We start from the raw sequence: 13,369 nt of genomic DNA, 5'->3' as shown, positions 1-13,369 counted from the left end.
GTTTCAGCCTAGTGGACCAGCTCGCCCGGAGCCGGTGCGGCCTGGCCGCGGTTGAGCTTGGCGCCCTCCACGTCCACGTCCGGCAGGATCCGGTCCAGCCAGCGCGGCAGCCACCAGGACTTGGCGCCCAGCAGGTACATCACAGCCGGGACGATGGTCATCCGGACCACGAACGCGTCGAACAGGACGCCGAAGGCCATCGCGAAGCCCAGCGGCCGGACCATGGTGAGGTGGCTGAAGATGAAGCCGGAGAACACGCTGACCATGATGATCGCGGCGGCGGTGACCACGGCGGCCGCGTGCCGGAAGCCCACCCGCACCGCTTCCTTGGCGGACGATCCGTGCATGTAGGCCTCGCGCATGCCGGAGGCGATGAACACCTGGTAATCCATGGCCAGGCCGAACAGCACGCCGATCAGGATGATGGGCAGGAAGCTCAGCACGGCGCCCGGATTGGCAACATCGAAGACGTTCCCCAGCCAGCCCCACTGGTAGACGGCAACCACGGCGCCGAAGGCGGCCGACAGGGACAGCAGGAATCCGCCCGTGGCCAGCAGCGGGACCACGATGGAGCGGAACACCAGCAGGAGCAGGATCAGGGAAAGTCCGACGACGATCGCCAGGTAGGGCGGCAGGGCGTCACCGAGCTTGGTGGAGACGTCCACGTTGCCGGCGGTTTGGCCGGTCAGGCCCATGGCAACGTCGTAGTCGGCCTTGATCCCGGCGTTCAGGCCCCGGAGTTCGGAGACCACCTTGACCGTGCTGGCGCTGGCCGGGCCTTCCTTGGGGATGACCTGGAAGACGGCGGTCCGGCGGTCCTCGCTGAGCGCCACCGGCACAGCGGCCACCACATTGTCCACGGCCCGGAGCTTGTCCGCGATGTCGAACTGCAGCTTCTGCGCCTGGGCCGCGTCAAGGTTCGCGGGGAACTCGCCCACGGCCACGATCGGCCCGGTGACGCCTTCGCCGAAGCTGCGGGCGGTCAGGTCGTAGGCCTGGTAGGCTTCGGACTCCACAGGCTCGGAGCCACCATCGGGCAGGGCCAGCTGGAGCTGGGTGGCGGGCAGGGCCAGGGTGCCCAGCAGGACGATGCCGGCGGTCAGGGCAACCCAGGGGTGCTTGGTGACCAGGCCGCCCCACCCGTGGGTGCTTCGTTCGCGGTCGACGGCGATATCTGCGGCTTCGTGGCCCGGCTCGGCGTTGTGCGCCTCGGACTTGGCCCAGGCCCGCCTGGAGATGATGCGGCGGCCAATCAGGGACAGCATGGCGGGGGTCAGGGTGATGGCGACCAGTACCGCCACTGCGACGGTTCCCGCGGCGGCCAGGCCCATGACGGTGAGGAACGGCAGTCCCGGGACCACCAGGGCGGCAAGGGCGATGATCACGGTCAGGCCGGCGAAGACTACCGCGTTGCCGGAGGTTCCGTTGGCCCGGGCCACGGACTCCTCAGGGTCCATTCCGGCCAGGAGCTGCGTCCGGTGCCGGTTGACGATGAACAGCGAATAGTCGATGCCGACGGCGAGGCCCAGCATGAGGGCCAGCATGGGGGAGATGGAGCTCATGTCGAACAGGCCGGAGAGGGCGAAGGTGATGCCTACGCCCACGCCGACGCCGATGATGGCCATCAGCAGCGGCAGTCCGGCCGCGATCAGCGTCCCCAGCATGAGGATCAGGACCAGCGCCGCGACGGCGATGCCGACAATTTCCGCCGTGCCGAACAGGGCCGAGATGTCCTCGGTGATTTCCTTGCTGGCAAAGGCCTGGACGCCGGCGGAGGACGTCTCGTGGGCGATCTCCTGGACCTGCTTGCGCACCGCCGGGGCGAGCCCGTTGATGGAGGTGTTGAACTGCACCTGTGCCACCGCGGCCTTGTTGTCCTCCGAGACGAAGCGGATGGCGGAGGCCGCCTGGGCCTGGCGCTTGCCAAGTTCCAGCTTCGCCTTGTTGGCCTCCAGTTCCTGGGCGCCGGCGTCGAGCTTGGCCTGGCCGGCAGCCAGCGCTGCCTTTTGCTGGCCCAGCTGGGCCTCGACCACGGCTGCGGGCGCGCCGGCGGCGGTGAGTTGCTGCTCGGCTGCCGCCAGCTGTGCCTTGCCGGCCTCCAGCTGCGCCCGGGAGGCGTCCAGCTGTGCCTGGCCGGCCGCCAGTTGCTTTTCGCCGTCGGTGATGGCCTTGCCGGCCTGGTCCACCTGGGCCTGGGTGGCGAACGGATCCACCGTGCCGCGGACCTCGGGGATGGTCTGGAGTTTCTTCAGCGCATCCGTGACGGCCGCGCGGCTCTCAGCCGTGAACCCGCCGTCGGGGGCTTCGAAGACGATCGTGGCGCTTCCGCCCGAGGCTGCCGGCAAATCCTGCTTGAGCTTGTCCGCGATCCGCTGGGTCTCGGTACCCGGGATCTGGAAGTTGTTGGACAGCGTGCCATGGAAGGCCGCGGCGGAACCGCCAACGGCCACCAGCACGGCAAGCCAGAGGGAGATGACAAGCCAGCGCCGGCGGTAGGAGAACTTGCCGAGGCGGTAGAGGAGGAGTGCCATGCGGGAGGACCGATCTGATCAGGAGGAACGGGTGGCGGATGGGAAAGCAGTGGTGGTGAAGCCGGCGCCCAGCAGGGCCATGGCATCGATCAGCAGTTGGCGGAGTTCCGCCAGGGAGGCGGGTGACAGGTCCGGGCCGCGCCGGCTGAACCAGACCTCCATGGCGGCCTTTCCGCAGGAGATGATGGAGCCGGCGAGGGCGTGGACATACAGCTCGTCCCGCTCGCCGGGGGTGCCGGCGAGGCGTTCGCGGGCCACGGTGAAGACCTGGGCCCGGCAGTGGTCCCACGCCTCCAGTTCCGTGTGGGACATCAGCGGGCTCTGCTGGGTCAGCGTGAACAGTTCAGCCAGGGGCGCGATGGCCTTGGGGTCGGCCAGGGCCACCAGGGCGGCCTGGGCCGACTCAAGCATGGGCTCGTCCGCCGGGCGGAGGCGCAGTTGCTGGATGGCGTTGTCCAGGAAGCCGTGGACGATGGACGCCAGGGCGGCGTCGGTGCTGCTGAAGTAGTTGAAGAAAGTGCGCCGCGAAATGCCTGCGGCGTCGGCGATGTCCTCCACCGTGAAGTTGCCGGGGCCCTGGGAACGAAGGAGTCCCAGGGCGGCATCGGTGATGGCCTGGCGGGTGGCGGCCTTGTTCAGCTCGCGCCGGGAAGGGGCGGCGGATCCGGCGTCCTGCGACGCGTCGGGCGGTGAAAAGGGGCTGGGCACGGCCTTACACTACGTGCAAGTTTGCACTGCATGCAAGTTATCTGCGCGGGGGCTCGGGTGCGGGGGTGTCTCCGGATTCACAGGAGAACGAAAGGTTCCCAACAGCCTTTGCTGAACCTGGTCGCGGATGCTTGGAATGTCCCGCCACCAGGCGTATCACCAGCAGCCGTCAGGCGACGGCGAATCAGGAGACAAGAAATGACACGCACGAAGAAGATGACCCTGGGCCTGTCAGCCGCGGCGCTGGCGCTCGGTGCAGGAATCGGCGTGGCCGGCATGGCCTCTGCCACCACCACAACTCCCGCTCCCACGCCGAGTGCAAGTTCCAGCGCCTCCGCTGACGGCAGCACCGGCACCGGCCACGACGGCATGGGCAGGCATGGCGGCCGCGGCGGCCACGGCATGGAGCAGGCCTCCGCGCTGGCAGCGAAACTCGGTGTGGACGAAGCCAAGGTGACTGACGCGCTGAAGACCTTCCGCGACGCCAACAAGCCCGCCACTCCGCCCGCCGACGGCCAGAAGCCGGACCCCGCCGCGCGCGAGGCCGCGCTCGCCAAGTCACTGGCTGAGTCGTTGGGCATCGATGAGGCGAAGGTGACGGCCGCCCTCCAGGAGATCCGCAGCGAGGAGCAGTCCGAGCACGCCGCCGCGCTCAAGACGCGCCTGGACAAGGCCGTGGCCGATGGAAAGCTGACGCAGGCGGAAGCCGATGCCGTGACCAAGGCGGTCCAGAGCGGGGTGATTGGCGGGGGCGGCCGCTGACTGATGCCGGCCGGTGAATGGCCGGAGGCGCAGCCCATGAAACAAAAAGACGTCCCCGGGAGGTTTCCCGGGGACGTCTTTCATTGCTGCTGCGCGTTATGCCTTTGCATCCTGCAGTTCGCGGGGTGCGGTGTCGGCGCTGGTGCCGTCCGTGGCGGGGCCACCGGCGGCGGCATCGCTGCCTGTTTCTTCCTCAACAAAGGGCGTGCCGTTGCGCGGCGCGTTGTAGAGCGACTCGTCCAGGATTCCCTGGCGCTTGGCCACGATGGTGGGGACCAGGGCCTGGCCCGCAACGTTCACCGCCGTGCGGCCCATGTCCAGGATGGGGTCGATGGCCAGCAGGAGTCCGACGCCGGCCAGCGGCAGTCCCAGCGTGGAGAGCGTCAGGGTGAGCATCACCACGGCGCCGGTGGTTCCCGCGGTGGCCGCGGAGCCGAGGACGGAGACCAGGGCGATCAGCAGGTACTGGCTGAAGTCCAGGTGGATGCCGAAGAACTGGGCCACGAAGATTGCCGACACGGCGGGGTAGATCGCGGCGCAGCCGTCCATCTTGGTGGTGGCGCCCAGCGGGACGGCGAAGGACGCGTAGGCCCGGGGGACGCCCAGGCTGCGTTCGGTCACGCGCTGGGTCAGCGGCAGGGTGCCCACGGAGGAGCGGGAGACGAAGGCCAGCTGGACGGCCGGCCATACGCCGGAGAAGTACTGCTTGATGGACAGGCCGTGGCTGCGGATCAGGATGGGGTAGACAACGAACAGCACCAGCACCAGGCCTGCGTAGATGGCCACGGTGAACTTGCCCAGCGAGCCGATGGTGTCCCAGCCGTAGACGGCGACGGCGTTGCCGATCAGGCCGACGGTGCCCAGCGGGGCGATGCGGATGATCCACCACAGGACCTTCTGGATCACGGCAAGGGCCGAGGCGTTGAGGTTGAGGAAGGGCTCCGCGGCCTTGCCCACCTTGAGCGCGGCGACGCCGACGGCGATGGCGATCACGAGGATCTGCAGGACGTTGAAGCTGATCGAGGTGGTGACGGCGCCGGAGTCGCCGACGGTGGAGCTGGCACCCAGGCCCAGGAAGTTCTTGGGGAAGAGGCCCACGAGGAAGGCCCACCAGTCACCGGACTTGCCGGTGTACTTGGCTTCCCCGCTGATGCCGGTGTTGGCGCCGGGCTGCAGCAGCACGCCCAGGCCCATACCGATCAGCACGGCAATCAGAGACGTGATGGCGAACCACAGGAGCGTGTTCCATGCCAGCCTGGCGGCGTTTGACACCTGGCGCAGGTTGGAGATGGAGCTGACCACGGCGGTGAAGATCAGCGGCACCACGGCCGTCTGCAGGAGGGACACATAGCTGGACCCGATGGTCTGCAGCGTGGCGCCGAGTCCGTTGGGGTTGGCCTTGGTGCTGCCGGTGTACTTGGCCAGCAGGCCGAGGCCGAGGCCCACGATGAGGGCGGCGATGATCTGGAAGCCGAAGGAGCCGGCCCACTTGGGCAGCTGGAATCCGGTCTTCCCCGCGGGGGATGGGGTGCTTGTCTGAGTGCTCACCAGAACAAGCTAGACCCCCACACATACCACGTCGAAAGAATATTGAGAAATATTACGCGCCTGCAATAGCCGCAGGCCGCCGAAAAACCCGTAAGTACAAGGCAGGCAGCGGCTTGTGTTACTTATTCCCGGCAATGGTGTGCTTAATGTCTCGCCGCGGCGGGCCAAGCGCGCCCCGACGTGGCTGGCTTCCGGCAGCGCGCGTCAAAGCGACGAAGGAGCAGCGCGCAGAGGAAGGCAGCCATGCCGGGGCACCCGGCCATGGGGGAGGGTCAGGACAAGAGCGCCCTGCGGAGGGTGTCCAGCCCTACGGAGCCGATGTTGAGGGCCTTGGTGTGGAACTCCTTGAGGTCGAAGCCGGGCCGGGACTCGAGTTCGGCGCGGATCTGTTCCCAGAGCCGCTGGCCCACTTTGTAGGAGGGTGCCTGGCCCGGCCAGCCGAGGTAGCGGGTGAATTCGAAGTTGAGCTGCCCTTCGCTGATGGGAAGGTTTTCCTGAAGGAAGCCGTAGCCCTTGTCAGCGGTCCAGGGGCCGGAACCCCAGCGTCGGGGCATCTCAAGTTCCAGGTGAACGCCGATATCGAAGACAACGCGGGCGGCGCGCATGCGTTGCATGTCCAGCATGCCCATGTGGTCGCCGGGGTCGTTGAGGTAGCCCAGTTCCTGCATGAGTTTTTCCGCGTAGAGGGCCCAGCCTTCGCCGTGGCCGGAGGTCCAGCAGACGTTCCGGCGCCATTTGTTCAGCAGTTCGCGCCGGTAGGTTGCCGTGGCCACCTGGAGGTGGTGGCCGGGAACGCCCTCGTGGTACACGGTGGTGGTTTCGGCCCAGGTGGTGAAGGCGTCTTCGCCTGCCGGGACGGACCACCACATGCGGCCCGGGCGGCTGAAGTCGTCGGACGGGCCGGTGTAATAGATGCCGCCTTCGTCCGTGGGGGCGATGCGGCATTCAAGGGTTTTCATGACGTCGGGGATGTCGAAGTGCACCCCGGCCAGTTCGGCAACGGCTTTGTCGGAGAGGCCCTGCATCCATTCCCGCAGCGCCTCCGTGCCTTTCAGCTGCCGGGCGGGGTCGTTGTTGAGGATGTCCTTGGCCTCGGCGATGGATGCCCCTGCCTTGATGGCGTGTGCCACCTTCTCCTGTTCGGCGATGAGGCGGTCGAGTTCCTGGACGCCCCAGGCGTATGTCTCTTCAAGGTCCACCTCGGCGCCGAGGAAGGACCTCGATGCCAGTGCGTAGCGTGCCCTGCCCACGGCGTCCTTTTCCGGCGCGGCGGGAAGCAGCTCGGTGCGCAGGAACTCTGCCAGGCCGGCGTAGGCGCGGCGGGCGGCGTCAGCGCCGGCGTCGAGCTTGTTCTGCAAGGCCGCGGGCAGCGGCCCTTCGCCGGTGGCGGCATCGGCTGCCAGTTTGGCGAAGAAGCCGTCCGGCGCGGCGTACTTGGTCACCTGCTCGATGACGGTCCGCACCTGCCGGGCGGCGGCCACCCTGCCGGCGTCCCTGGCCATGCGGAGGGACTCGGTGTAGCCGCTGATGGCTGCCGGGACGTTGTGTGCACGCCCGGCGATGTGGTCCCAGTCCTGTTCGCTTGCCGTGGGCATGAGGTCGAAGATGGCCCTGATGTCCTGGGCAGGGGAGGCGATGTTGTTCAGTTCCGCGTATTCCCAGCCGGAGGCATGGATCAGCAGCTGCAGGCCCAGGCGTTCCTGCATGGCGTCCAGGGTGACGGCGTCCACGTCGTCTTCCGGTTCCAGGCCCTCGAGGGCGGCGAGGGCGTCCCGGGCGGCTTCGGCGAAGCCGGCGATGCCGGCCGGAGAGAAGTCCTGGTACTCCGTTTCGTGTCCGGGCAGGCCAAGGGTGGTGGCGAACGTCGGGTTGAGCCTTACCAGGGTGTCCGTGTAGTTGTCCGCGACGGCGTCGATGCGGGTGTGCGGGCGCGTGGCGGGTGCAGTGTCTGTAGTCACAGTCCGAGACTACCCGGGTGCCTGGGTGACGTAACCAAGCCCCGCCGGTGGGTGGGCCCACGCCGCCGGCGGGTGGCGAGGATCAGCCCTGGCTGCGCTTCCAGGCGCCCGGGCCCGGCGTGGGCGCGAGCCTTAGCTGCTGGCGGCGCACCCAATGCCGCACGGTTGGCGTCTTGGCTGGGGCCGGGCTTTCCCCGCCCAGGGAAAGGACGACGGCGGTCAGCGCGGCCAGTTCCTCGGCGTTCGGCTGCCCTTTGACAACAGAGAGCAGCGGAGCGGCTTCGGCGGGCGCGGAGGCGGGATTGTGGTCGGCGGTCACAGCGGGATGTTCCCGTGCTTCTTAGCGGGAAGGCTGGCGCGCTTGTCCCGGAGGGCCCGGAGGCCCTTGATGATCTGGATGCGGGTGTCCGAGGGGGCGATCACGGCGTCCACGTACCCGAGCTCGGCTGCCTGGTAGGGGTTGAGGAGCTCTTCTTCGTACTGCCGGATCACCTCGGCGCGGCGGGCTTCGACGTCGCCGCCGTCCTGGGCGACGGCTGCGAGGTCGCGGCGGTAGAGGATGTTCACGGCCCCCTGTGCGCCCATGACGCCGATCTGCGCGGTGGGCCAAGCGAGGTTCAGGTCGGCGCCCAGCTTCTTGGAGCCCATGACGATGTAGGCTCCGCCGTAGGCCTTGCGGGTGATGACCGTCAGCTTGGGAACGGTGGCCTCGGCGTAGGCGTAGAGAAGCTTCGCGCCGCGGCGGATGATGCCCTGGAACTCCTGGTCCTTGCCGGGCAGGAAGCCGGGGACATCCACCAGGGTGATGATGGGGATGTTGAAGGCGTCGCAGTGGCGCACGAAGCGGGCCGCCTTTTCCGATGCGGCAATGTCCAGGGTGCCGGCGAACTGGAGGGGCTGGTTGGCCACGATGCCTACCGTGTGGCCCTCTACCCGGCCATAGCCGATCATCACGTTGGGCGCGTACAGGGCCTGCATCTCCAGGAAGTGCCCGTCGTCCACGATCTGCTCCACCACTGCGCGCATGTCGTAGGGCTGGTTGGCTGAATCCGGAACCAGCGTGTCCAGGGCGAGGTCGTCGTCGTCGATCTCCAACTCCTGCTGGTGCCCCAGGACGGGTGCCTCTGCCAGGTTGTTCGAGGGGAGGAAGTCCAGCAGTTCGCGGACGAACTCGATGGCATCTGTCTCGTCCGAGGCCAGGTAGGTGGAGGTTCCGGTGGTGGCGTTGTGCTGCCGGGCGCCGCCGAGGGTTTCCATGTCCACGTCCTCGCCGGTGACGGTCTTGATGACGTCCGGGCCGGTGATGAACATGTGTGAGGTCTTGTCCACCATCACCACGTAGTCGGTGAGTGCGGGGGAGTAGGCCGCGCCGCCGGCGGACGGGCCCATGATGAGCGAAATCTGCGGCACCACGCCGGATGCGTGGACGTTGTTGCGGAAGATGTCCGCGAACATGGCCAGCGAGGCCACGCCTTCCTGGATGCGGGCGCCGCCGCCGTCCAGGATGCCGACGACGGGGCAGCCGTTGCGGAGCGCGAACTCCTGGACCTTGACGATCTTTTCGCCGTTGACCTGGCTCAGCGATCCGCCGTAGACGGTGAAGTCCTGGCTGTAGACCGCCACCAGGCGTCCGTCCACGGTGCCGTAGCCGGAGACCAGGCCATCGCCCAGCGGCTTCTTCTTTTCCATGCCAAAGGCGGTGGAGCGGTGCACGGCCAGGGCGTCAAACTCAACAAACGAGTCCTCGTCCAGCAGCAGCGCGATGCGCTCGCGGGCAGTATTCTTGCCGCGGGCGTGCTGCTTTTCGATGGCTTCGGGGCCGGAAGGCTGTTCGGCGCGCGCCTGGCGGTCGCGGAAATCGGCAATCTTTCCCGCTGTCGTTGTCAGATCGTGGCTCATCAAGTGTCTCCGGCTCTGTAGCAGGTCAGTTCTGTCGGCTGGCGGCCCGTGTTGTCCGGCGCTTTAAGTAGCATCCACACAAAAGACCAACCCTGCTGGCAAGTCTAGTGACGGTTTGGGCGCCGACGGCTGTAGGGAACCTACAATTTTCTGCGGGTCGAGCAGCCCCTTCGCAATGTTACTCACCGGTAACATAGTTGGGCTACAGTGTTCCCATGACTTCAAGCGACGATGCTTTGCATGCCTCCGAAAGCCCGTACCGGGCCGCCGGCTCCCTGGCGGGCCGGACCATCCTGCTGTCCGGCGGCAGCCGCGGGATCGGCCTGGCCATCGCCCTGAGGGCGGCCCGGGACGGCGCCAATATCGTCCTCCTTGCCAAGACGGGGGAGCCGCACCCCAAGCTTGCCGGAACGGTCCACACCGCAGCCCGGGAGCTGGAGGCGGCGGGGGGCCAGGCGTTGCCCCTGGTGGGCGACGTGCGCAGGGACGAGGACGTGGCGGGCGCCGTGGCCGCAGCCGTGGACCGGTTCGGCGGCATCGACGTCGTCATCAACAATGCCTCCGCCATTGACCTTTCCACCACGGACGCCGTGGACATGAAGAAGTACGACCTCATGCAGGACATCAACGTCCGTGGCACTTTCCTGCTGTCCAAGTTGGCGCTCCCGGCGCTGCGTGCCTCCGAGCAGGGGCACATCCTGACGCTCTCGCCGCCGCTGAACCTTCACCCCTCCTGGGCTGGAAAGCACCTTGCGTACACCATGGCCAAATACGGGATGAGCCTGACCACCCTGGGCCTGGCCGAGGAACTGAAGGCTGACGGGATCAGGGTCAACTCACTGTGGCCATGCACGCTGATCGACACGGCGGCCATCCGCAACATGCCCCACGGCGACACCATGGTGCTGGCCGCGCGCGGCCCGCAGATCATGGCCGACGCCGCCCACGCCGTCCTGACCGGAAGCAACCTCGCCGCGGGCGCGCCGCCGTCGGGCAACTTCTACACGGATGAGCAGGTCCTCGCCGCCGCGGGCGTGACCGACTTCCGCCCCTACAGCCTGGGGGCACCGGAAGACCGGCTGGTTCCCGACATCTTCCTCTAGCAGGCCCCCGGCGGTGCCCTGACGGTCTGTTCCGGGACGGCAGGTGGCTGGGAGGGACCCGGCGCGGCTCGGTAGGATCTAGCTATGGATGACGCACATGCACCGGGTTCCCCCCTGAACCGAGGGGACCTGGCCGACCAGCGTTTCCTCGCCGCCACGGGGATCCCCCGGATCGACGTCGTGGACTCCACCGGCTCCACCAACGCCGACCTCCTGCGCGGTGTCACGGTGGACCCCGGGGCCTGGCCGGACCTCTCCGTCCTGACGGCGGAGTACCAGACAGCCGCACGGGGACGCCTGGACAGGCGGTGGGAGGCGCCCCCGCTGAGCTCGGTGTCGGTCTCCGTGGTGCTGCGTCCGGTCAACGCGGAGGGCAGGCCCCTCCCCACCCAGAGCTACTCCTGGCTGTCCCTCATCGCAGCCCTGGCGCTGCGTGAAACACTGCTGGAAACGGCGGGCCTCCCGGCCGAGCTCAAATGGCCCAACGACGTCCTGGTGCGCGGCAGGAAGATCGCCGGCATCCTGGCCCAGCTGGGCCCCATGGTGGACGGCAGCGTGCCCCCCGTGATCCTGGGCACCGGGCTGAACGTCACCTTGCGCGAAAGCGAACTTCCGGTTCCCACTGCCACGTCCGTGGCCATCGAAGGTGCCCGCACCACCGACCGCACCGCGCTGCTGAAGAGCTACCTGTCCCACTTCGCGGTCCTGTACCGCAGTTTCTGCAACGCCGACGGCGACCCGACGGCCGGCATGGCGGGGGGCCCTTCGCTGCACAAAAGGGTGGAGGCCGTCATGGTCACCCTGGGAAAGCAGGTACGCGCGCAGCTGCCCGGCGACCACGAAATCATTGGGCATGCATCCCGGCTGGATGACTACGGCTCCCTGCTGGTGGTGGACCGGGACTCGCACGAGCACGTGGTCACCGCCGGTGACGTGGTGCACCTGCGGCCCTGGACTTCCCCGGACGCGCCAAACCAGGGTGGGTATGCGTAAAACCCTCGTGCCAGGGGAGCAGGTCATCGTCACCACGCGTCCGCAGCCGAGGAAGCTCACCGGAGCCGCCGTGGCCTTTGTCCTGGCGCCGGCACTTGCCGCCTTCGCCAGCGCCTGGGTCATCCGCGGCGGGGCCGCCCGCTTGGTGCCCACCCTGGGCCGGCAGTGGACGCCTTGGCTCGTGACCGCCTGCGTCCTCGCCGCCGCAGCCGTATGGCTGGGCTACTGCCTGCCCCGCCTGCTGCGCTGGCAAGGCACCCGCTACACCCTGACCAGCCAGCGGATGGTGGCCCGGTATGGCCTGCTGAACCGGCGGGACCAGCAGGTGAACCTGGCGTCGGTGCGCAACCTGACGGTCCATGAATCGCTGCTGCAGCGACTGGTGCGCTCAGGGAATATATCCTTGGAAACCGGGCACCAGGGCATGGTGACCTTTCGCGACGTGCCCGAGGTTGCCCGGTTCCGCGACTTTATCCTCGACGCCATCGGGGAACTGCCGGAGGACAGCGGGACCCAGCCGGGTGGCGCGGCGCATTACCCCGCCGGGGCTTTTCCGGAGGACATGAGAGAAGGTGGACGGGATGACCGATGAGGACCAGCAGGAACGCGTGGGCAGCATCGCACCTGCAGCCACCGCCGCACTCGACCCCGCCGCCGGAACCGGTGACGTGAACGCCGTCCCTGCGGCGACACCGGAACCCGGCCCGGCTGACGGAGCGCCGGGGACCGACCGGCACCCGCCTACCGGCGCCATGTCCGCCGAACGCCTGGCCATGAAGGCCCTCGAAGCCCGCCTCCTGGGCGGGGAACGCAAGCTCCGCCGTCGTGAAGTTGCCGCGGGCGCGGGAGTCTCGCTGCTTTCTGCCCGTAAACTCTGGCGTGCCCTCGGCTTCCCGAATTTCGGTGACGAGGATGTCGCGTTCACGGAACGCGATCAGGCCGCCCTGTCCACCATTGTGGATCTGGTCCGCGCCGGCAAGCTTACCGAGGAAGCCGCTATCTCGGTGACCCGCTCCATCGGGCAGATGACGGACCGCATGGTGGTCTGGCAGATCGAGGCCTTGGTGGAGGATATGGTCCACGAGCAGGGGGTCACGGACGCCGTGGCCCGCAAGCGCCTGGTCAACGAACTTCCCGCCCTGGTGGACGCGCTCGAAGAGGTGCTGGTGTACTCCTGGCGCCGCCAGCTCAACGCCGGCGTCCAGCGGCTGGCCGTGCGCGCCGAGGCCGGACTGCAGGCCAGCGAGGAAGGCCGGGAAGGCGACGAGGACGACGCGCCGCTGCCCCTGGCCCGCGCGGTTGGCTTCGCGGACCTGGTCTCCTACACCAGCCTGTCCCGCCGGATGAACGAAAAGACACTGGCCCGGCTGGTCCAGCGCTTCGAAAACAAGTGCGCCGAGATCATCTCGGTGGGTGGCGGCCGGCTGGTCAAGACCGTGGGCGATGAAGTCCTCTACATCGCCGAAACCCCGGCGGCCGGTGCCGAGATTTCCCTGGCGCTCGCCGAGGCCTTCACCGAAGACGAGATCCTCCCCGAAGCCCGGGTGGCCATGGTGTGGGGCAGGATCCTGTCCCGCCTGGGCGACATCTACGGCCCCACCGTCAACCTCGCCGCCCGCCTCACCACGCTTGCCGATCCCGGAACGGTCCTGGTGGATTCCATGACCGCCTCGGCGCTGGAACATGACGAGCGGTTCGTCATGATCCCGCAGGAGCCCCAGAACGTGCGCGGCTTCGGCGAGATCAACCCGGTCCGCCTCACACGCGGCCGCGGCAAGGGCCTGATCCTGGACTGAGCACGGGCGGTATGCAGAGTTGCCGCGGGGATTCATCCACTCGTTGGTGAAATAACGTATTCTTGTTCTGC

11 protein-coding genes are annotated in these 13,369 nt (G+C 68.0%); 5 read left to right on the top strand and 6 right to left on the bottom strand.

What is annotated here, in order from left to right; genetic code table 11:
• Positions 1–8 precede the first annotated feature (8 nt).
• Positions 9–2,531 (bottom strand): MMPL family transporter, encoded by a 2,523-nt coding sequence (locus PUN51_RS07515; protein ID WP_224025501.1) that lies wholly within the window; start codon positions 2,529–2,531, stop codon positions 9–11.
• A gap of 18 nt (positions 2,532–2,549) precedes the next feature.
• Positions 2,550–3,239, bottom strand: coding sequence for a TetR/AcrR family transcriptional regulator (locus PUN51_RS07510; protein WP_224025502.1), 690 nt, complete (start codon positions 3,237–3,239; stop codon positions 2,550–2,552).
• A 198-nt stretch (positions 3,240–3,437) separates the two neighbouring features.
• Here PUN51_RS07510 and PUN51_RS07505 point away from each other — a divergent pair, with 198 nt between their 5' ends.
• Positions 3,438–4,001 carry a hypothetical protein gene (locus tag PUN51_RS07505; RefSeq protein ID WP_275180387.1) on the top strand — a complete coding sequence of 188 codons (564 nt, stop codon included), beginning with the start codon at positions 3,438–3,440 and terminating at the stop codon, positions 3,999–4,001.
• A 96-nt stretch (positions 4,002–4,097) separates the two neighbouring features.
• Here PUN51_RS07505 and PUN51_RS07500 read toward each other — a convergent pair whose 3' ends face one another.
• The 4 genes from PUN51_RS07500 to PUN51_RS07485 all read right to left on the bottom strand — a co-directional run bounded on the left by PUN51_RS07500 (position 4,098) and on the right by PUN51_RS07485 (position 9,406).
• The gene (locus tag PUN51_RS07500; protein WP_275180386.1) at positions 4,098–5,549 is read right to left on the bottom strand and encodes a dicarboxylate/amino acid:cation symporter; all 1,452 of its coding nucleotides are present in this window, start codon (positions 5,547–5,549) and stop codon (positions 4,098–4,100) included.
• A gap of 272 nt (positions 5,550–5,821) precedes the next feature.
• Entirely contained in the window at positions 5,822–7,507 is a 1,686-nt protein-coding gene (locus PUN51_RS07495) for a DUF885 domain-containing protein (RefSeq protein ID WP_275180385.1), read from the bottom strand.
• 82 nt (positions 7,508–7,589) lie between these two features.
• Positions 7,590–7,826 (bottom strand): acyl-CoA carboxylase subunit epsilon, encoded by a 237-nt coding sequence (locus tag PUN51_RS07490; RefSeq protein ID WP_275180384.1) that lies wholly within the window; start codon positions 7,824–7,826, stop codon positions 7,590–7,592.
• The gene (locus PUN51_RS07485) at positions 7,823–9,406 is read right to left on the bottom strand and encodes an acyl-CoA carboxylase subunit beta (RefSeq protein ID WP_275180383.1); all 1,584 of its coding nucleotides are present in this window, start codon (positions 9,404–9,406) and stop codon (positions 7,823–7,825) included. Before PUN51_RS07485 ends, PUN51_RS07490 begins: the two co-directional genes overlap by 4 nt.
• Before the next feature lie 215 nt (positions 9,407–9,621).
• Between PUN51_RS07485 and PUN51_RS07480 the strand changes: the two genes are divergently transcribed.
• The 4 genes from PUN51_RS07480 to PUN51_RS07465 all read left to right on the top strand — a co-directional run bounded on the left by PUN51_RS07480 (position 9,622) and on the right by PUN51_RS07465 (position 13,298).
• The gene (locus PUN51_RS07480) at positions 9,622–10,509 is read left to right on the top strand and encodes an SDR family oxidoreductase (RefSeq protein ID WP_275180382.1); all 888 of its coding nucleotides are present in this window, start codon (positions 9,622–9,624) and stop codon (positions 10,507–10,509) included.
• An 84-nt stretch (positions 10,510–10,593) separates the two neighbouring features.
• Positions 10,594–11,502: a biotin--[acetyl-CoA-carboxylase] ligase gene (locus PUN51_RS07475; RefSeq protein ID WP_224025508.1), complete on the top strand. Its 909-nt coding sequence runs from the start codon at positions 10,594–10,596 to the stop codon at positions 11,500–11,502.
• Complete coding sequence (locus tag PUN51_RS07470; protein ID WP_275180381.1) at positions 11,495–12,094, top strand: PH domain-containing protein; 600 nt, start codon at positions 11,495–11,497, stop codon at positions 12,092–12,094. The genes PUN51_RS07475 and PUN51_RS07470 overlap by 8 nt, the downstream gene beginning before the upstream one ends.
• On the top strand, positions 12,084–13,298 hold the full coding sequence (locus PUN51_RS07465; protein WP_275180380.1) for an adenylate/guanylate cyclase domain-containing protein: 1,215 nt from the start codon (positions 12,084–12,086) through the stop codon (positions 13,296–13,298). Before PUN51_RS07470 ends, PUN51_RS07465 begins: the two co-directional genes overlap by 11 nt.
• Positions 13,299–13,369 lie beyond the last annotated feature (71 nt).

This window comes from Arthrobacter sp. NQ4 (genome assembly GCF_029077345.1).
Taxonomy (GTDB): Bacteria; Actinomycetota; Actinomycetes; order Actinomycetales; family Micrococcaceae; genus Arthrobacter.
Note: the sequence above shows the minus strand (reverse complement) of the source record. Positions and strands in the feature narration are given on the sequence as shown.

Excerpts from the sequence above, each read along its gene's own strand:
- PUN51_RS07515 (WP_224025501.1), bottom strand. The coding sequence starts at position 2,531 with ATGGCACTCCTCCTCTACCGCCTCGGCAAGTTCTCCTACCGCCGGCGC.
- PUN51_RS07505 (WP_275180387.1), top strand. The coding sequence starts at position 3,438 with ATGACACGCACGAAGAAGATGACCCTGGGCCTGTCAGCCGCGGCGCTG.
- PUN51_RS07485 (WP_275180383.1), bottom strand. The coding sequence starts at position 9,406 with ATGAGCCACGATCTGACAACGACAGCGGGAAAGATTGCCGATTTCCGC.
- PUN51_RS07480 (WP_275180382.1), top strand. The coding sequence starts at position 9,622 with ATGACTTCAAGCGACGATGCTTTGCATGCCTCCGAAAGCCCGTACCGG.
- PUN51_RS07475 (WP_224025508.1), top strand. The coding sequence starts at position 10,594 with ATGGATGACGCACATGCACCGGGTTCCCCCCTGAACCGAGGGGACCTG.
- PUN51_RS07470 (WP_275180381.1), top strand. The coding sequence starts at position 11,495 with ATGCGTAAAACCCTCGTGCCAGGGGAGCAGGTCATCGTCACCACGCGT.
- PUN51_RS07465 (WP_275180380.1), top strand. The coding sequence starts at position 12,084 with ATGACCGATGAGGACCAGCAGGAACGCGTGGGCAGCATCGCACCTGCA.